The sequence below is a fragment of the Sorangium sp. So ce1014 genome, from assembly GCF_051521505.1.
Taxonomy (GTDB): Bacteria; Myxococcota_A; Polyangia; order Polyangiales; family Polyangiaceae; genus Sorangium.
In genome coordinates, this window is record NZ_CP150356.1 from 8,626,445 (window position 1) to 8,645,135 (window position 18,691).

General features: G+C 71.6%; 16 protein-coding genes. 5 read left to right on the top strand and 11 right to left on the bottom strand.

Annotated features, from left to right (window positions below):
- Window positions 1–33: 33 nt before the first annotated feature.
- From WME75_RS32650 to pilM, 4 genes are read right to left on the bottom strand one after another with little or no spacing between them, the layout of a single operon-like run.
- Window positions 34–675: a pilus assembly protein PilP gene (locus WME75_RS32650; RefSeq protein ID WP_437479124.1), complete on the bottom strand. Its 642-nt coding sequence runs from the start codon at window positions 673–675 to the stop codon at window positions 34–36.
- Window positions 672–1,310: a type 4a pilus biogenesis protein PilO gene (locus tag WME75_RS32655; RefSeq protein ID WP_437479125.1), complete on the bottom strand. Its 639-nt coding sequence runs from the start codon at window positions 1,308–1,310 to the stop codon at window positions 672–674. The genes WME75_RS32650 and WME75_RS32655 overlap by 4 nt, the downstream gene beginning before the upstream one ends.
- Window positions 1,310–1,954: a PilN domain-containing protein gene (locus WME75_RS32660; RefSeq protein ID WP_437479126.1), complete on the bottom strand. Its 645-nt coding sequence runs from the start codon at window positions 1,952–1,954 to the stop codon at window positions 1,310–1,312. The genes WME75_RS32655 and WME75_RS32660 overlap by 1 nt, the downstream gene beginning before the upstream one ends.
- Window positions 1,951–3,012, bottom strand: coding sequence for a type IV pilus assembly protein PilM (gene pilM / locus WME75_RS32665; RefSeq protein WP_437479127.1), 1,062 nt, complete (start codon window positions 3,010–3,012; stop codon window positions 1,951–1,953). Before pilM ends, WME75_RS32660 begins: the two co-directional genes overlap by 4 nt.
- A 293-nt stretch (window positions 3,013–3,305) precedes the next feature.
- Here pilM and WME75_RS32670 point away from each other — a divergent pair, with 293 nt between their 5' ends.
- Together WME75_RS32670 and WME75_RS32675 are read left to right on the top strand one after the other, a co-directional pair.
- Window positions 3,306–4,493 (top strand): DUF882 domain-containing protein, encoded by a 1,188-nt coding sequence (locus WME75_RS32670; RefSeq protein WP_437479128.1) that lies wholly within the window; start codon window positions 3,306–3,308, stop codon window positions 4,491–4,493.
- 107 nt (window positions 4,494–4,600) lie between these two features.
- Complete coding sequence (locus tag WME75_RS32675) at window positions 4,601–5,590, top strand: sigma-70 family RNA polymerase sigma factor (protein WP_437479129.1); 990 nt, start codon at window positions 4,601–4,603, stop codon at window positions 5,588–5,590.
- Window positions 5,591–5,645: 55 nt separating this feature from the next.
- Here WME75_RS32675 and WME75_RS32680 read toward each other — a convergent pair whose 3' ends face one another.
- Entirely contained in the window at window positions 5,646–8,387 is a 2,742-nt protein-coding gene (locus tag WME75_RS32680; protein WP_437479130.1) for a hypothetical protein, read from the bottom strand.
- Window positions 8,384–9,766, bottom strand: a complete 1,383-nt coding sequence (locus tag WME75_RS32685) for a 3-keto-5-aminohexanoate cleavage protein (protein ID WP_437479131.1) — start codon at window positions 9,764–9,766, stop codon at window positions 8,384–8,386. The genes WME75_RS32680 and WME75_RS32685 overlap by 4 nt, the downstream gene beginning before the upstream one ends.
- Between WME75_RS32685 and uppS the strand changes: the two genes are divergently transcribed.
- The 3 genes from uppS (at window position 9,765) to WME75_RS32700 (ending at window position 12,955) form a co-directional block, all read left to right on the top strand.
- The gene (uppS, locus tag WME75_RS32690; protein WP_437479132.1) at window positions 9,765–10,658 is read left to right on the top strand and encodes a polyprenyl diphosphate synthase; all 894 of its coding nucleotides are present in this window, start codon (window positions 9,765–9,767) and stop codon (window positions 10,656–10,658) included. The two genes, WME75_RS32685 and uppS, sit on opposite strands and share 2 nt — an antisense overlap.
- Window positions 10,659–10,661: 3 nt before the next feature.
- Window positions 10,662–11,483, top strand: coding sequence for a phosphatidate cytidylyltransferase (locus WME75_RS32695; RefSeq protein ID WP_437479133.1), 822 nt, complete (start codon window positions 10,662–10,664; stop codon window positions 11,481–11,483).
- A gap of 146 nt (window positions 11,484–11,629) precedes the next feature.
- Window positions 11,630–12,955, top strand: a complete 1,326-nt coding sequence (locus tag WME75_RS32700; RefSeq protein WP_437479134.1) for a Glu/Leu/Phe/Val family dehydrogenase — start codon at window positions 11,630–11,632, stop codon at window positions 12,953–12,955.
- 171 nt (window positions 12,956–13,126) lie between these two features.
- Here WME75_RS32700 and WME75_RS32705 read toward each other — a convergent pair whose 3' ends face one another.
- The 5 genes from WME75_RS32705 to WME75_RS32725 form a co-directional block, all read right to left on the bottom strand.
- Entirely contained in the window at window positions 13,127–13,972 is an 846-nt protein-coding gene (locus WME75_RS32705; RefSeq protein ID WP_437479135.1) for a hypothetical protein, read from the bottom strand.
- Window positions 13,969–15,795, bottom strand: a complete 1,827-nt coding sequence (locus WME75_RS32710) for a hypothetical protein (RefSeq protein WP_437479136.1) — start codon at window positions 15,793–15,795, stop codon at window positions 13,969–13,971. The genes WME75_RS32705 and WME75_RS32710 overlap by 4 nt, the downstream gene beginning before the upstream one ends.
- A 123-nt stretch (window positions 15,796–15,918) precedes the next feature.
- Window positions 15,919–16,473: a contractile injection system protein, VgrG/Pvc8 family gene (locus WME75_RS32715; protein ID WP_437479137.1), complete on the bottom strand. Its 555-nt coding sequence runs from the start codon at window positions 16,471–16,473 to the stop codon at window positions 15,919–15,921.
- A 557-nt stretch (window positions 16,474–17,030) separates the two neighbouring features.
- Complete coding sequence (gene ygfZ, locus WME75_RS32720) at window positions 17,031–18,011, bottom strand: CAF17-like 4Fe-4S cluster assembly/insertion protein YgfZ (protein WP_437479138.1); 981 nt, start codon at window positions 18,009–18,011, stop codon at window positions 17,031–17,033.
- A gap of 76 nt (window positions 18,012–18,087) precedes the next feature.
- Window positions 18,088–18,639 carry a hypothetical protein gene (locus WME75_RS32725; protein ID WP_437479139.1) on the bottom strand — a complete coding sequence of 184 codons (552 nt, stop codon included), beginning with the start codon at window positions 18,637–18,639 and terminating at the stop codon, window positions 18,088–18,090.
- Between the last annotated feature and the right edge of the window lie 52 nt (window positions 18,640–18,691).

Below are 18,691 nucleotides of genomic sequence, written 5' to 3' on the forward strand. Positions count from 1 at the left end.
TCGGGTGCCCTGGCCGGGCCCAATTCGTGGCGGTCAGGGCGAGCCGAAGGTCGGCTCGTTCGCCTCGCCGAGCGGCCTCAGCGCGATCACGCGCGTGGTCGGCGGGATCTCCGGGTGCGACGGGTCCTCGCGGATGAAGACGAGGTCGGAGTCGCGGATCCGATCGACGCGCCAGTTCACGGCCACGTCGACGCCCGTGGGGCCGCCGGCGTGCACGATCTCGGCCTTGCCGACGAAGTCGCCCACCTTCACCACCCACCCGAGCCCCGTCGGATCGGTGAGCAGCGCGCGGGCGGGCGCGCGCGAGACGACGCCGACCAGCTTGAGCTCGTCGAGCGCGAAGCGATCCACGAGGACCTGCCGCTGGATCGTCACCCGCCCCCGGACCTGCGTCGCGAAGAGCGACTCGAAGCTCCGGAACGGGTCGCGGCTCCGGTCGCTCTCGGAGAAATCGGCCTCCTGGAACTCCCGGAGCGGCAGCGGCGGCAGCTCGGGCACGCCGGCGTCCGCGGCGGCGGACGCGGGGGTGCGCGGCGGCGACGCGCTGGCCTGCGGCTTGGCCTTCGCGCCCGTCTGGCTGGAGGTGACGACCGGCTCGTCCTCGCACCCCGTGAGCGAGAGGGCCGCGGCGGTGATCGCCCCGAGGGCGAGCAGCAGCATCCGGCCGGCGTTCACCGCACACCTCCGGGGCCGCGCCGCTTCACGCCGCTCGTCGGGGTCTCCCCCGCGCGCACGGCGCGGAACGCGGTCGCGAGGCACTCCACCTCGACCTCCACGTCGGACCCCACGACCTTCGGCTCCTTGATCTGGACCTCCTCGAGGTTGATGATGCGGTCGAGCTGCCCCACACCGTGGAAGAACTTCGCCACCTGGTGGAACTTGCCGGAGAGCGTCAGCTTCATCGGCACCTTGGAGAAGAACTCCTGCGCGACCTCGTCGGTGGGGCTCCATGACGTCAGGTTGACGCCGGAGACGGTCGCGACGCCCTGGATCGCGGAGAGGAAGGCCGGCGTCTCGGACTCGTCCGGGAGGATCTTCTTCTGCTCGCGGCTCAGCTGCTCGCGGCGGGTCTTCTCGTCGAGGTCCTTCTGGTAGGCGGCCTTCGACGCTTGCGCCTTGGTGAGCTCCGCCTGGAGCGACTGCTGCCTCTGGACGGCGCTCTCGATCTGCGAGTCCACCTCGGCGTAGAAGCCGACGAAGTACAGGATGCCGACGAGCGCCGCGAAGAGCGCGCCGACGCCGACCTTCGCGAGCGGCGGCAGCCGGTCGAGCGCCGAGCCGGCCTGCACGGGCTGGGGCTTCGTGGCCATCAGTACCTCACCTTCAGCTGCAGCGCGAACGAGACGAGCTCGAGCCGCGACGCCTTCTCGTTCTCCTTCTTCCCCGGCAGCAGCTGCACGTCGTGGAAGTACGACGACAGCTTGAGCCGCTGGGCGAGCTCGTAGACGTCGGTGCCGTCGCGCGCGAGCCCCTCGACGCGGACGGTCCGATCGGACTCGATGTAGCTCGAGAGCCACAGCCGCCGGCTGTCCCAGGAGGGGTTGTAGACGGCGAGCGGGTTCTCCTTGCGGAGCTGCGCGAGCTTGTCCGGGTCGGCGGTCGGTCCCTTGCCGTTCGTGAGCAGCTGCGCGAGCTCGAGCAGCACCGCCGTCGGCCCGCTGCGCGCCGCCTGGAGCTTCGCGATCGCGTCCTCGCGCGCGCGGAGGACCTCGAGGGATTTCTTGATCTCCTCGTGGTTCGCGACGAGCGTGCGGATGTCCTGGATCTGGCTCTGGAGCACCGAGTTCTTCCGCGTCTGCTCCCCGAGCTCCTCGACCTTCGTCTGGTGGAAGAGGAAGAGCGCGACGATCTCGAGGATCACGACGCCGAGCGTGACGAGCAGCCACCGCTGGCTCGCCTGGGGAGCGGCCCCGCGCGCGCCGCGCCGCTGCGGGAGCAGGTTGACGCGAATCACGAGCGCTTCTCCCGGTCCTTGCGCATCGCGAGCCCGAGCGAGACGCAGAACTGCGCCGCCCGGAGCCGGAGCAGCTCCTGGTTGACTTCCTTCGCTTCCACGGTGATGCGCTCCATCGGCTGGATCAGCTCGACGGCGACCCGGGCGCGCCGCCCGATCGCGGCGGGCAGCGCCGGCAGGTTGGACGAGCCGCCGGTCAGGTAGATGCGGTGCATGTCGCCCTCACCGCTCGTGGCCAGGAAGAAGTCGAGCGAGCGCTGGATCTCCCCGGCGATGGAGTCGCACACCTGCTCGATGGTCTCGATGACCTGGGCGGGCACGCCGCCCGGGCCCGAGGTCACGCTGGCGCACTTGAACTCCTCGGCCTGCTCGAAGCTGATCCCGAGCTTCCGCTGGATCTGCTCGGTGATGTAGTTGCCGCCGTTGCCGATGTCGCGGGTGAACGCGCTCGCGCCGCGCGACACGATGTTGATCGACGCGAGGCTCGCGCCGACGTTGATGATCGCGAACGTCTGGTCCGGCGGGACGCCGCGGTTCACCTCGAACAGGTTCTGGACGGTGAACGCGTCGATGTCGACCACCATGGGCTTGAGCTTCGCGTTCCTGGCGATCTGGGTGTAGTCGTTGATCTCGTCGCGCTTCGCGGCGACGAGCAAGAGGTCCATCTGCCCGGCCTCGGGGCGGCGGCGCAGCACCTCGTAGTCGACGTGCACGTCCTTGATGTCGAAGGGGATGTGCTGCTCGGCCTCCCACTGGATCTGCTCGTCCAGCTCGGCGGCGGTCATGAGCGGCACCGTGATCTTGCGGATGATGACCGCCTGACCGCTGATGCTGAGCGCGATCTCGCGCTGGCGGATCCTGGCCTCCGAGAAGGCGCGGCCGAGCGCCTCGACGATGGCCTGCGCGTTCATCACATGGCCATCGACGATGGCCTGCGGTGCGAGCGGCGCGTAACCGAGCCGCACGAGGCCGTAGCCCTTACGGCCTTCCTTGATCTGAGCGATCTTGATCGCGCTCGATCCGATGTCGACCCCGATCAAGTTCTTGCCTTCCGACATCCCGTCCGTCCTGATCCGCGCCCGCCTCGATGAAGAAAGGGAGGCCGGGCCGCGTTGCCCGGTCTCCCGGGCGCCCGATCCCCTCTGATCGCTTCTGGCCGCTTCTGGCGAAGCTTCGCACCCCAGCCGATCGCGGGGCAAAAAACCGCTTTACGCTTGCCTCTCGCCCGCCTATCGAAGCTCGATATGCGGCACGGCGCCGCCGGTCGAGCCGGCAGGCGCGCGCCAGCCCAGGGTAGCACCGTCCGGGGCTCGGTCGTCGGGCACGGATGAGGTCAGGTCAGAGTCCCCTCATGCATCCGGAGATCTCCCGTTTGTGCGGCACCGGCGGCCTCCGTTCCGGGACCGCGATGGAGCCCCGCCCGCGGCCGTCGCGCCTGCGGTCCATGGTCGCCGCCCTCGCGGCGGCCTTTCTCCTGAGCGCCGCCCCCGGCGCGGCGCTCGCCGAGCGCGCCGAGGACGGCCAGCACACGGTCTACGCCGGCCAGACGCTCGGCAAGATCGCGAAGCGCTACCGGATCACGGTCGACGCGCTCCGCGAGGCGAACGGGCTCAAGCCTGGCCAGCGGATCCACCCGGGCCTCGTCCTCGTGATCCCCGAGCGGGGCAAGCCCGTCGCGCGCTCCACGCGGGCCACGCCCGGCCGGGCGGCGGCCTCGCTGCGCAACGAGCCGGAGCGGGGCCGCGGCGCCAGCGCCAAGCAGCGGGTCGCCGAGACCCGTCCCCTCGGCAAGGGGTCGATGAAGCAGGACGCGAAGGCAGATGCCCGGTCGCTGCCGCCGAACAAGCGTTACACCCAGCGGCCCAAGCGCCCCGGATGGGTCCGCCTGGTGCGCGGCGCCGAGCGGCTCGAGCTCCGGGTGCTCACGCCGAAAGGGCGCCTCGTCCCCAAGGCCCTCCCCAAGCTGAGCCGGCTGATGCGCGCGTCCCCCACCGCCTCGATTCCCATCGATCCGCGCCTGGCCACGCTGATCGGCATGGTCAGCGACCACTTCGGCGGCAGGACCGTCCGCGTCGTCAGCGGTTATCGCCCCTACTCTCCGACCCAGTACACCCCGCACTCCAACCACAACTTCGGTCGCGCGGTCGACTTCATGGTCGAGGGCGTGCCCAACACCGTGGTCCGCGATTTCTGCCGCGGTTTTCGCAACGCGGGTGTCGGATATTATCCCAACTCGACTTTTGTTCACCTGGACGTCCGATCAGACAAGGTCTACTGGGTGGATTACTCGAGGCCTGGAGAGGCGCCGCGCTACGAGGGCGCCAAGGGCTCTGTCGCGGCCGACGAGGCAGCGCGCGATGTCCCCGTCTCGGCGGAGGAGGAGGTGTATGGGTCAGGTGAGCCCCGCGCCACTCCGGCGCAACCATCGAATACTACAGGGGCAAATTCGGACGCGGGGCGCAGCGGTAGCGCGCCGCCGAAGAGCGTGGGTGCAGGAACACCCACCCCGGCTCCTGCCACGTCAGCGACGGGAAAGTGAGCTGCCCAGGTCGCTGGCTAGTTTCCACACACTGAACATCCGCACCAGACACAATTGCACGGCTCTACCTTGCACGCTGCGAGAGTTGTGGCACCAATCCACCTCACGTGCAGCAATCGACCCGACTGCAGCGGGAGGAGTTTGCTCCTCCCAGGCCACTCCCCCCGTGCTGTGACGGGGAAGAGTTTGTCCAGCCGGTCATCCTGGGCACGACGTGCCCGGTCGTCACGTGTGATCGCGCGCTGATCGAGGCGCCCGGCGCGGTCGACCTCGACGCGCTGGACGCTGTGCCTGGCGCCGCGGCGCAGGAGCCCGTCGCGGCGCGCGATGCGTGGGAGTCCGTAGAGGTCACGTCAAGCTGCGCGCACGACATCTGGGAATCTGCGGAGACCCCGTCCCCCTGCGCGTACGAGGAGGGGTGGCCCGCCGCGGAGCCGGACAGCGGCGCGAGCTGCCCGCCGTGCTGTACCCAGGCGGCCTGCGCGAGCGGGTTGCAGCGCCGCGAGCCGCCGGGCGCGCCGCTCCGTCCGGAGGTGCTGAAGGGGTACTTCCCGCTCGTCCGCAAGCTTGTGCGCCAGGTGTCGCGGCACCTGCCGCCCAACGTGCAGCGCGACGATCTGCTCAGCGCAGGGATGCTCGGGCTCGTCGACTCGCTCCGCAAGAACGGCGGCAGCGACGGCGAGACGTTCGCCGGCTACGCGAAGCTCCGGATCCGTGGCGCGATCGTCGACGAGCTCCGCGCGCAGGACTGGCTCTCGAGGCGGGCGCGCGAGGCGGTCGAGGCCGAGGCGGCCGGCAAGGTCGGCGGAACGACCGTCTTCGTGAGCCTGAGCGAGGTGACGCCCACGGAGGAGTCGGCGCACATGTCCGGCGGCGACGACCCGATCGAGGTGATCGCGGCGCAGGCGACCCGGCGTGCCCTGTCCTTCGCCATCGCGCAGCTCCCCGAGCGGGAGCGGCGCGTGATCGGCATGTACTACTTCGAGGGGGCCAAGCTGAAGGACATCGGCGCCGAGCTCGGGGTCGGCGAGCCGCGCGTGTCGCAGCTGCACACGCGCGCGCTCGGGATGCTGCGCGGCATGCTGTCCCACGCCTGACCGCCGCGCCCGACCGCCGCCCGACCCGACCGCCGCCCGACCCGACCGCCGCCGATCAGGGGCGCGCCCCCTCCATGAGCCACCGCGCCCGGCCGGGCATCGCGAGGCCGACCGCGAAGAGCGCGGTCTCCTCGTAGGCCTGCTGCAGCGCGGGGTCGCCGGAGGCGCGGTGCACGAACGCGTTGCGGTGCGCGCCGCGATCGAGGGCGACCACGCGCGCGCAGCCGAGGTCGAGCAGCGCCTCGGTCGTCGCCTCGTCGCTGTCGAACGTCGTCGTGGCCACGAGGAACGTCCCGTCCTCGAGCACACAGGCGGCGCTGCGCCGGCGCATGGTGCCGATCTCGCGCGCCTCGGGCCGCAGCCTGCCCTCGTCGGCGGTGAGCGGCAGCTCGGTCGCGTCCGTGCCCGGCGCGACCTCGACGCCGCCGGCCGGGCGGATCTCGACGCGGCCGCGGCGGACCAGCAGCAAGCCCCCCTCGCCCCGGAAGCGGAGCCCGACGGTGCCGTCCACGGCGAGCCCGCGCGGGCCGCGCCGCCGGCCGGTGCCGACGCCGATCGCCGCCATGACGCGCGGCCGCTCGTCGGCCGGCACGTCGGCGTCGAGCTTCGGCGCGCTCCGCGGCGAGATCTCTCGGGAGCCGGCGCGGAGGCGGAAGAGGAACCGATCCGGAGCGAGGGCGTGGACGCGGACCTGCGCGCCGAGGTGCACGGTGTCGGCGGCGTACACGGCCGGGCTCCACGCCGGCGGCGGCTGCGCGCCGCTGTCCGCGGTCCAGCCGACGCGCTCGCCCGGGAGCGATAGATCGGGCGCCGGCGGGCCGTCCGCCGAGCGCGACTCGAAGTAGAGGAAGGGCCGCGGGGAGGCCGACGCGACGTGCGCCGACGGCGCGAGCGACATCGCCGGCGCGAGGCGCTCCGCGGTCAAGCTGCCGTCCTGCTGGCGGCTCAGGAAGGCGACCCCGAGGGGCTCCGGCGCCCGGCCCAGCGAGACGCCGGCGAGGCACCGCGCGCGCTCGAGCGCCGCCCTGATCGCGGCCGCGTCGGCGGCGCTGCTCCACGCGTGGACCACGAGGCCGCGATCGGTCATGCACAGCGCCGAGCGCTCGACGACGAGGTCGTCGCCGTCGCCGGGCGAGAGCGTCGCGTCGGCCGGGGCGCGCTCCGCGAGGGGGCCGGCGAGGGCGGCGAGCGCGGCCGCGGGGCTCGCCGCCTCGAAGAGGGAAGGGCCCTGCCAGAGCGCCCAGGGAAAGCGCTTGCCACCCGCGTCGCCGAGCTCGCGGGGGCTCGCGGCCGGCGGGCGCTGCCAGAGCGCCCAGGGCACGCGATCGACGTCGCCGCCCGACGGCCAGGCGCCGAAGTACGGCCGGCCCGAGAGGTCGACCGCGAGCGTCGCCGCGCCGTCGCGCGGCGGCACGAGCGCGCGGCCGACGACGACCATGCCGAGCGCCTCCGCCCCGGCGGGGGGCGCGGCCGGGTCGTGCCGCCCGACGCCGAGGCCGATGGCTCCACGGAGCGTCGAGGCGTCGGGGAGCTGCCCCGTGCCGTGCGGACCGACGGTCGGACTGGGCGCCTCGAAGCCGGCCTGCAGGGTGAGCTTGATGTGCCGCGTGTCGATCGCGAACAGGTGGACGCGCACCTGCTCCCGCTGCGGATCCGGGCGGATCGTCGTCGCGGCGAAGGGGCTGGACGGGCGCTGCGGGTCGCCCTCGATGCCGGGGAGCACGCGCGGGAGCGAGGGCGCCACGAGCACCCAGTCTCCCTCCCCCGGGAGCGGGGGCTCGACCGCCGGCAGCACCTTGGGCGGCGGCCAGAGCGAGGGCCACCCCTCCGGCGCGGGCTCCGGCGACGCGGCGCCGTAGGTCAGGTACGCGGCGGCCGGCTCGGCGCGGAGGCCCGCCGCGGCGCGGTCCGCGGCGAGCGCGAGCCGCTCGACCGCGGCGGCTGCCCCCGGACCGAGCAGGCGCCCGGCGGACGGCCCGGCGAGCTCCAGGAACGACGGCACGCGGCGCGGGACGTGGTGCACGCGGGCGCCGAACGCATCGCGCCCGCCCGTGTCGACCTCGCCGGTGGCGGCGTTGAGCGCCGCCGGCACCGCCTCGGGTCCGAGGGCCATCACCAGGCCCTCGTCGACGAGATCGAGCCGCGCCGACGCGGGCGGGCTCTCGAAGACGATCTCGCTGCGCGACGCGCCGTCCACGCTCCCGGTCTCGAGCCAACCGTCGACGGCCGCGCGGAGCCGCTCGCCGAGGGGCCGAGGCCCCGGGGGCGCGCCGCCGCCGAGATCCAGCAGCGAGATCCCCTGCACGACGCCGAAGGCGGAGGTGGTCACCGCGACGCGGCGGCCGCGGGCGACCAGGCTGCGATCGTCGCCGAGGGGCGTCTCGGTCAGGTTGTGGACGCCGCCGAGGCTCACCGGCCGGCCGGAGCGGGTGAGCCGCACGCGCGCGCGGTACAGGTCGGCGGCGCCGCGCCCGTCCGCCGCGGGCTTCCCGTCCGCCGCGGGCTTCCCGTCCGCCGCGGGCTCACCGGCCGGCGGCCGCGGGACGCCCAGGAACAGCACCCGGCGGCCCAGCAGCGCGTCGGAGAGGAACCCGCCGCGCTCCTCCCAGACGAAATCGTCGGGGCTGACAGCGCCGCCGATCGCCTCCCCGAGCATCCCGGCGATGGCGTCGGCGGTCCGCGCCGGCGGGGACGGCGTCGAGAGCCGCGCGACCGCCCCGAGCAGGGCGACGCCGAGCGCGATCGGGAGCCGGCCCCGGAGGTGATCGACCCATGTGGAGAGCGGCCGTTCGGTCATTCCTGCGCGAGCGCGCTCCCCCCTGCAGCCGCGCCGGCCTGGGTCGCCGCGGCGCGCGGTCCGATCCCGAGGAGCTGGCGCGCGCGGTCCGGATCGACCACCTCTCGGCCGATGCTCCGCGCGAAGGCGGCGGCGCGCGCGACGAGCGGCGCGCTCCCCTCGGCGAGCACGCCCCTGTCCAGGTAGATGTTGTCCTCCAGCCCCACCCGCGCGTGCCCGCCGAGCTGCATGGCGAGCTCGGTCATCGGGCGCTGGTGGCGGCCGACGGCGGCGACTCCCCAGCTGGAGCCTCGCGGGATCTGGCTGATCATGAACCGGAGCACGTCCTCGCGCGCCGCGATGCCGCCGGGCACCCCCAGCACGAACTGGAAGTGGAGCGGCTCGGCGAGGAGCCCCTCGGCGAGCAAGCTGAGCGCCTCATGAATATGGCCGACCTCATAGCACTCGAGCTCGGGGATGCTCCCCGCCGCGCGGATCCGGGCTGCCATGTCCCGGATGAGCGGCCGGGTGTTGTCGAAGATCCCGTCGCCGAAGTTGAGCGTGCCGCAGTTCAAGGTGGCCATCTCGGGGTTGCAGAGCAGCGGCTGGGCGCGCTCGTCGACGCTCATCCCGACGGCGCCGCCGGTCGACGTCTGGACGATGACGTCCGTCGTCTCCTGGATGGCGGCGATCGCCTCGGCGAAGAGCGCGCGCGACTGGCTCGGCGTCCCGTCCGGGTTCCTGACGTGCAGGTGGACCACCGCGGCGCCCGCGTCGCGGCAGCGCGCCGCCTCGTCGGCGAGCTCGCGCGCCGTGACCGGCAGGTGCGGCGTCTGCGCCCGGGTCGTCTCGGCGCCGACGATCGCCGCCGTCAGGATCAGGGCGCTCTGCAGCGGCGTGACGATGATCCGGGGGGGCGGCGTGATGATCGGCCGCGGCTCCGGGAGCTGCGCGTGGTCCGGGGGCGGCGCCGACAGCGCCGGCAGGACGAGGCGCGGCCTTCGCTGAAGCTCCTTCGGGACGACACAGGTGCCGAGCGCCCGGCAAACGATGATCGGCTCGGCCAGCGCGTCCGCCGCCGAGGGCGCTACCCCGGCTTCGCGGACGCTGGCGACGACCTTGCGCGCCTCGAAGGCCATCGCGCGCGACGTGGCGCCGACCTTCGTGACCACCCCGGTCGCCTCGATGAAGTCGCCTGCTCGGACCGGAGCAAGGAACTCGACCGCCTCGTACGCACGGAAGAGCCCCTCGTCGCCGTCCAGACGGATGAGGAGCTCGGTGGCGACGTCACCGAAGAGCGCGAGAATACGCGCGCCATCGCACAGCTCCCCCGCGTAATGTGCGTCGTGCGCGCCCATCCTGACGCGCAGCGTGATCGTGAGACCAACCCCAGTGCTCATGGGCGTGAAGACTCAACAGTCGACAGTCGTTAGTCAACAAGGGAAACTCCCCCTGCCGATGAACCTCGTAGAAGCCAGAAATCTCCCGCGCCACGTCGGAATCATCATGGATGGCAACGGCCGCTGGGCGGAGCTGCGCGGCGAGCCGCGCGAGGCCGGGCACAAGGCCGGCAGCGCCGCCGTGCGGCGGATCGTGCGCGTCTGCCGGAGGCTCGGCGTCGAGGCGCTGACGCTGTACGCGTTCAGCGAGCAGAACTGGGCGCGGCCTCAGAACGAGGTCGACGCGCTCATGGGCCTCTTGCGCGAGTTCCTGATGACCGAGCGCGGCGAGATCCTCGAGAACGACATCCGCCTGGTCGCGATCGGCGACATCAGCCGGCTCCCCGAGGCCGTGCGCGACGTGCTCGACCCGCTCCGGAAGGCGTCCGCCACGAACCGGCAGATGACGCTCGCGCTGGCGCTGTCCTACGGGGCGCGCGAGGAGATCGCCGCCGCGGCGCGCGAGCTCGCGATGGAGGCGGTCGCCGGCAGGCTCGATCCGGAGACGATCGACGGGGCGCTGCTCGCCGCGCGGCTGCCGAGCCTGAGCGTGGGCGAGCCGGATCTCATCATCCGCACCGGCGGCGAGCAGCGGCTCTCCAACTTCCTGCTCTACGGGGCCGCGTACGCCGAGCTGTCGTTCACGGAGCGGCTGTGGCCGGACTTCACCGAGGACGACCTCTTCGCGGCCATCGCGGCCTACCAGCTGCACGACAACGCCGACGAGCCCGCGGAAGGGGCGGAGGGCGGCGGCGAGGGCGAGGCGGCCCGCGCGAAGGGCGCGCTCGGCGCGGGACGGCCGTGGCGCGCGCTCGATCTCGCCTCTCACAACGGTTCACGAACGGGAGTCTGACGCTTGGCTGCTTCCAACCTCACGATGCGGATCATCACCGCGATCGTGGCCGCTCCGATCCTCCTCTCGCTGCTCTACCTCGGCCCGAGCTGGGGGTGGGCCGCGCTCATCGCGGCCGCCGCGGCCATCGGCGCGCTCGAGTTCTTCGCGATGACGCACGCCGACGACCGCGCGTCGCGCGTCGCCGGCGTCGCGCTCACCCTCGCCGTCGTCGGCGTGCTCTGGCGCTTCGGGGGCTCGCCGGGCGCGCTCCTCGCGCTGATCTTCCTGCTCCCGCTCGTCGCGATGCTCGTCACGCTCGTGCGCCTCGGCGAGATGCGCACCGCGGCGCTGCGCGTGCTGGCGATGACCTTCGGCCCGCTCTACGTGGGCGGCGGGCTCGGCGCGCTGGCGCTCCTCCGGCGCGACGCCGGCGCCGACGGCCCTTCGTTCGTGGTGCTGGCGCTGCTGCTCTCCTGGTTCTCCGACACGGGCGCCTACTTCGCCGGCCGCTTCCTCGGCCGGCGCAAGCTCTACGAGGCGGTGAGCCCCAAGAAGACCGTCGCCGGCGCCCTCGGCGGCCTGCTGTTCGCGGTGCTCGGCGCGCTCCTCGCCCACGTCTGGTTCCTCCGGTCGCTGCCGCTCGTCGACGCCGTCGCGCTCGCGATCGTCGCGGGCGGCCTCGGTCAGGCGGGGGACCTCGGGGAGTCCCTGTTCAAGCGGTCCTTCGGCATCAAGGACTCTGGCGGGATCGTGCCCGGCCACGGCGGCATCCTCGACCGGGTCGACGCCCTGCTCGTCACCGGGACCCTCACGTATCTGTACGTCCTGTGGTCGCGATCATGAACGGCGCCTCGCGTCGCGCGGCGCCGCATCGCGCACTGCCAGGCTGACGCATTGTCCCGGCCGTCTGGAGTCGCGATGACGCAGCGCATGATTGCGCCCACCGGCATTGAAATGGTGGGCGCGGCGCACTAGAAAGTTACAGAGCCATGGAAGATCAAGTCAGTACCAAGGTCACGACGGCGTCGGTGAGCACGCCTCCTGCGCCGGGCCCGAAGCACAAATACGAGTTCTTCAAAGTCATCCAGGGTTATCTCGACGAGGCCGCCCGCCTGATCGAGCTGCCGGGTTACATCACCACGATCTTGAGCCAGCCCAAGAACGAGGTCATCGTCAATTTCCCCGTGCGGATGGATGACGGCAGCATCCGGCTCTTCAAGGGTTACCGGATCCAGCACAACAACCTCCTCGGGCCGTTCAAGGGGGGCGTTCGCTATCACGAGACGGTGTCGCTCGACGACCTCAAGGCGCTCGCCGCGATGATGACGTGGAAGTGCGCGCTCATGAACCTGCCGCTCGGCGGCGGCAAGGGAGGCATCAAGTTCAACCCGAACGAGGTGTCGCGCGCCGAGCTCCAGCGCATCACGCGCCGCTTCTTCCATGCGCTCGGCTCGAACATCGGCCCGGAGACGGACATCCCTGCTCCCGACGTCGGCACCGACGCGAAGACCATGGCGTGGGCGATGGACACGTACATGAACACCGTCGGACAGCTCTTCAAGCAGGCGGTGAAGGGCGTCGTGACGGGCAAGCCGGTGGCGTCGGGCGGCACGTACGGTCGAGAGAAGGCCACGGGACAGGGGGTCGTCCACTGCATCACCGAGTGGGCCGAGGACAACGACGTGAACCTCGGCGGCGCGACGCTGCTCGTGCAGGGGTTCGGCAACGTCGGCTCGAACACGGCCGTGCTCCTGTCGAAGCTCGGCGCCTCGACGATCGCGGTCGGCGACCACACCGGGTATCTCTACAATCCGGAGGGGTTCAATCCGCACAAGCTGCAGGACTACGTGAAGAAGCACCGCTCGATCGCGGGCTACCCGGCCGGCAAGCCGATCAGCCGCGAGGAGTTCTTCCGGCTCAAGGCGGACATCTTCATCCCGGCGGCCCTGGAGAACCAGGTCGGCGTGGAGGAGGCGAGCTGGCTGCAGGTCCGGCTCGTGGCCGAGGGCGCGAACGGGCCGTGCTCGCCCGAGGGGGAGAAGGTCCTCCTGGAGCGCGGGATCGACATCCTGCCGGACGTCCTCGCCAACTCGGGCGGCGTCACGGTGAGCTACTACGAGTGGGTGCAGAACAAGCGCTCCGAGACGTGGACGCTTGAGGAGGTCGACGCCCGGCTCGAGAAGGCGATGAAGCGGGCCTACCGCGAGGTGACCGAGATGGCGCGGCAGAAGAAGTGCACGCTGCGCCTCGCCGCCTACGCCGTGGCGCTTCAGCGGCTCGCCGCCGTGTACGGCGAGCGCGAGATCTTCCCGTGAGCCGGGGCGCGGCGCGGGCCGCGCGCGGCTGAGCCGCGGAGCGGGGTGGGGCGGAGGATTCCGGGGCGGGGAGCGGGAGCTGCCCTTCCGGGACACGGAACCGCCCTTCCGGGACACGGAGCTGCCCTTCCGGGACACGGGTGTCCGTGTCCCGGTGCCGTGGGCGACACCCTAGGCCATGAACTCGATGAGCAGAGGGAGGTGGTCCGAGCCTACCTTCGGATCGGGACGCCGATGCTTTTGATCGCAGAGGTCCGTCCCGCCCGCCCACGGCAAGAGCGTCACCCTCAGATCGCCGCAAAGCAAGAGCTCGGCCGACATCAGCACCTGATCCGGCCTGGACCAGGGCCCCGCGCCGTCCTTGCTCTTGTCGCGGTAGTAGCTCCCGTAGGGCGGGTCGTCGCGCTGCGAGGCGGAGGGTGTCGGCGTCGCGTTGTAGAGAGGCCGATACGAGATGTCTCGCCGGCTCGCCCTCGACAGCACCCATTCAGGGCAGCTTCGCGCGTAGAAGCCATCGCGGCCCACCATCGCGAGGTCGTGGGGCTCCAGGTTGAAGTCGCCGAGCACGATCTCACCCCGGCCGGGATCGCGCGCCCTGAACCTGCGGAGATCATCGCGCGGCTCGCACCGCGAGAGGGTCCGCCGCTCCTCGGAGTCCTTGAAAAGGATCGGCAGGTGCAGGTTCCACAGCCAGAGGCCGAGCCCCCCGGCGAGAGGATCGACCTTGACGACGAGCCCCCTCCAGCCCTCCATCGTGCCGTGATCACGCACCCTCCACGCCGGCTGGAGGACCGCGGTCGTGATGCCACTCAGGTCCGAGATGACCCGATACCTGGGGCCGAGCTCGAGCTGCCCGAGATCGTCGGGTGCCTCCTGGAGCGCCACAAAGCTCGGAGCGTACATGGCGATCAGCGTCCTGAAGACGGAGAGCCGCGAGAGCCGGACGCGCTCGGAGAGCTCAGGATCATGGTAGATGCCCATGTTCCACTGAAGGGCGGTATACGGCCGGCTCCTCACGGCTCCGGCGGCTCCCGCGCAGCGGCCCGGAGCCGCCGCACGAGCTCGAGCGTGTTCTTGCGCTGCGCGAGCTCACCCAGGAAAGTAACGATCTGCTCCTCCTCGCTCAGCACGTGCTCTTCGCTGTCCCAGTCCGTGATCCGGATCTCCCCTTTCCCGATCTCGCGGATCGCGAGGAGCCGAACTTCCGACCTGGGTTTGCCCACCGGCGCGAGGACGAAATCGAACGCGGCAGGCTCCCCCGGGACGTGACCGAGCGGCTTGACGCTCGCGATGACCAGGCCGTCGGTCCTCGCCTCCAGCCCCTCCGCGAAGGAGGCGATCGTCGCGATGGGCCCCTCGATGGGCACCATCGACTCGCTGACGTGAGGCCACAGCGCGCGCACGTCGCGCGGGCCCGTGTGCCCCGGGGCATCCGCGGAGAAGCGCCCGACAAGATCGCCAGCGCTCGTCCTCACACGCCACCACGCGCCGGCGGGATCACAGGAATCCTCGGAGGGCGACCTCTCCCATCCGCAGATCGGTCCCTCGTACCCCACGGCCTTCGCCACCAGCGCTACCAGGACGGACCCAAGGATCGCCGTGCACCTCTCGTCCGGTCGCGCCACGTCGTCCTCTCCGAGGACGCTGCTCGCGGCGGAGAGGATCGCTTCATCCATCTCTCGCAGCAAGGTCAGTCCGACAGCGGAGAAGGCAGCGCTGATCAAGGCGCTCGCCCGCGCTCGCTCTGTGCGCCGCAGCGCGTCGAGCAGCTCGTTCGAGAGCGCGGCCCTGCCCTGCGCCTTGATCATGTCGTCGTGCTGCACGCAGCTCTTCCAGCGCTTCCTGTCCGCTGCCCGGACGGCCTTGCCGTCGAGCACGAGCTTCGCGGCCGCGAGCGCCCCGCGCAGCAGCTTGAGCGCAGCGCCGTCAGCCGAGGTCTCGTGGAGCGCTTCGACGAAGCTCGCGAGCGCCTCTGCGAGCGCGGCCTCGCGCGCGCCGGGGCGCGCGATGTAGCTCGAGATGGCCTCGAACAAGGCCACTGGCCATGAAGCCTCAGCGGCGCCCTGCCTCTGCGGGACGGGAGACAGCGCGCGGCGGCGCCCTGAGAGGTGCTCCTCAGCGCCGATCTTGACGAGGCCTGCCGGCCCGCCGTCCTCGCGCAGTCCGTGAAGCACGCCGACGCGAAATGGACGTCCGAAGCAGAACGCGATGCTCCTCAGGTCGCGGCGGAACACGTCGCGGTCAAGCTCCGTCGCGCCCCGCGGATCCACGGCGAGGAGCCAGCGGACATCGCGGCGATCGCGCTGCTGACGGATCAGGTAGTAGGTATAGAGCTGCCCCCGGAGGCAGTGATCGTCCTCTGAAACGTGTCCTTCTGCAGTGGTCAGGCGGAGGTTGCCGCGGCCGGAATGCAGCTCCGCGTCAGTGATCCCCTGCCAGAGCATCGGCCTGGCCGCGGGCCTGTCGATGGTCCAGTCGTCGCACGAGAGCACCGCGCGGACGATGCGCGCCGTCCTCCACTCCAGGGACAGCATGGCCGCTACGCGCGCGGAGAACCGGGTGCCGTCCTCGCAGGTCCCCTCCAGGTGAAGGCCGCGCAGGTCCTCCAGCACGGTGCCGCGCAACGAGACGTCCGGGCTGTCAACCTCGGCCGTGACGAGGAGCATGTCGCCTTCCACACGGAGCCTCCTCGGGATGAGGCTCCGCTCCGAGCCCACCGCCCGGAGCTCGATGAGCTCGCGTTGCAGCACCGAACCCGGCAGAAAGCCACGCGAGAGGCGGTGGAACGCCGCGGACATCGGCCCGGGGATCTCGATGCGCGAGCCCACGTCGGCGCTCATGGCGAGGAAGGGCCTCGGGCGCGGCGAGGCCGGGCGGTGATGGTCAGCACGTGGCCGAACATACACGAGGCGGTGTCGTGATTTCAAACCGACCCCGGCGGACCCCGACGCAGCCCGTGGAAGTCAAGGGCCGCGCGAGCCCTGAGCACCCTCCGTGTCCGAGATGACGAGCACGTCGCGTCCGTCGCCGTGCGCGAAGGAGAGGGACAGCCCGGCGCTCCTGCATAGCTCTTGGATGAAGTCGAAGTCGCTGCGGTCGTGCTGGACCATGCGCTCGCGCGGCTGGTGCTCACGCTTCAAGCGCAGGACGAAGTCGTCGCCCTCCGCGAACCCGGCGGCTTGCAGCTTCTGGACGATGAGCGCGGGGACGGTGAGGTCAAGGAACGTCCCCCTCGCAGGCGCCCGGGTCATCTGCCAGACACGCGGAACGAGGGCGAAATGAAGGCTGATGCTGCCGCGGTCCGCATGCTGGACCTGCGAGAGCTCCGCGATCATTCCCTGCACGAAGGACTCCTCCCCGTTCACCACGAATACGAGCGTCGCGCGGCTCTTCCAGATCGCACGGCCGCGCAGGCTCGCCGGATCGTCCACCGCGAGCTCGACGTCATAACGATACAGGCCATGGCCGTCGATCGAGGGCCGCGTCCTGCACAAGACGAAGGGGACGCCGGCCAACACGGTTGACTCCAGGCGAACGGAACGCTGAGCCATCGCGAGCCCTCCGCGCCTCTCCCCGTCTGCCAGGGAACGCCGAACGCCACGACCGTATCAAGAGGACGATCCATGTCAAGAGAGCCCAGCATGCTTGTCAGCGAAGTTTCTTTGCATTGCAAATTCACGAATATAATTCTCATTCACGCAGCAAATTTTTTTGTGGGGCAAAGGCTTTCCATGGGCATTTTTTTCTCATCGGAATGAGAATTTAATTCTGTCATACACAATGAGCAGCGTGCGGGATGTGCTCTCCAGCCTTCCCGGGGGGAACACTCGCCGTTGCCGCGTTGCCATGACCTCGGCCGCTCGGAGAGGTGCGCATGCCGGGCGAACCAAGCTTCGCGCGCGCGCACATGGTGAGCTGCAAGGGCAGCCCGAGGAAGCACCAGGAACACGAGCGACCGGGGAACCCCGGCGCCGCGAACGAGGGCGTCGGCGGATCCGTCCGCTCACGCGGCCTACACGCGCCCGGTCGCCCCCTGCTTGCCGGAAACTACCGCCCTGGCGCCGCGCCGCTCGTCTTAGGGCTTCGCGGCGGGGGCGCGCGTGATCTCGGCCGCACGGCCGGCGACCCGGAGCGCCGTGCCCTGGAGGGCGTGCTTGTACTTGACGTAGCCGAGCGCGAGCACCCGCTGCCCGCGCGGATCCTTGACCTGGCTCGTGACGGCGCCCACGGCGGCGCCGTCGGGCAGCGCGATCTCGGCGCCCGCGGGCACGTCGCCTTCCCCCTCGACGGCGAGCTGCACGAGCCGCTTCTTGGCGTGGCCGCGCATCTGGAGCATGAACACCGTCTCCTGCCCCAGGTAGCAGCCCTTGTTGAACGAGACGGCGCGCTCCTCGAGCGAGGCCTCCTGCGGGAAGTTCTGGTCGTCGAAGTCGACGCCGAACCGCGGGACATTGTTCTCGACCCGGAGCACCTCCCACGCCGCCGACGTCGCGGGCAGGACGGGGCCCGCCTCGCCCGGGGCCTGGAGGAGCGCCGCGAGCACGGCGTCCTCGGCCTGCCGGGGCGCGACGAAGAGCGCACCCCCGAGGCCGGTCCAGTCGACGATCGCGGCGTCCGCGCCGGCCGCGCGCCCGGCCACGGAGAGATCGGCCGCCCGCGGGCCGTGCGCGAAGACCCAGGCGTGCTCGCCGGAGGCGTCCGCGAGCTCGGCGTCCTCCATGATGAGGTAGCGCTCGAAGCTCTCGCGCAGCGCCTCGATGCGATCCCGCAGCGCGCCGACGTAGATGCGGTCCTCCGCGATCACGAGCCACACCTCGGCGAAGATCTTCCCGGTCTTCACCACGTTGAGCCCGTACGCCCCGCCCGCGGGGGGCGGGACCTTCGCCCCGGCGGGCAGCGGCTTCTGCGGGGCGAGATCGCAGGTGACCAGGCCGTTCAACCAGGTCTGCCGGTCCGAGCCGGTGACGATCAGCGTCCCGAGCTCGGGCATGGCCTGCACGAGCGCCCCTTCGCGGAGCGCGTGCCGCTGCTCGTCCAGTTCGTGGGCGTTGTTCATCAGAGCCAGATCGTGGAGGCGGGAGCCCGGGGCGTCGAGGGGCAGCCCGACATTTCGGCGGCCGCTCCGCCCGCGCTCAGGGATCGACCTCGGCGACGAGCGCCGGGAACTGGGCCGACGTGTGGACGGCCGGCGGCACGATCACCGCGTCGACGTGACCCGCGAGGCGGCGGAGCGCGTCGGCGTCGGCCGAGAGCACCTCGGCGACGACGGTGAGCGCCCTCGGGAGCGACGCGATCGACGCGATCACCGCCTCCGCCGTGGCGCCCCGGACCAGGATCGCGCGCGCGCCGACCTTCGCGGCGGCCTCGACCCCCTCCGGGCTCTCGGCCAGGGCGAGCGGCAGCATGCGCATCGTCCTCGCCCCCTTCGCGAGGCGGTCCCACTCGTCGAGCGGCAAGAGCGCGTCGATGCAGACCCCGTCCGCCCCGTGGTAGCGCGCCGCGAGCGCGCCGTCGCGATCACCCACCCGGGACAGGCAGAGCGACGGCACGGTCCTCGTCGCGCGCGCAGCCCCCTGCATGGCGGGCCCCGCCTCGGCAAACGCGAGGGCAGAGATGTTGAGCTCATGGAGCCGCAGCGCATCCTCCGCGGGCGATTCCGAGCCGACGAGCCCGACCAGAGCCATGTTCTTTCTACGGGTGGAGATCACCTGGAGAAGATCGCGTGTGGACGGGACG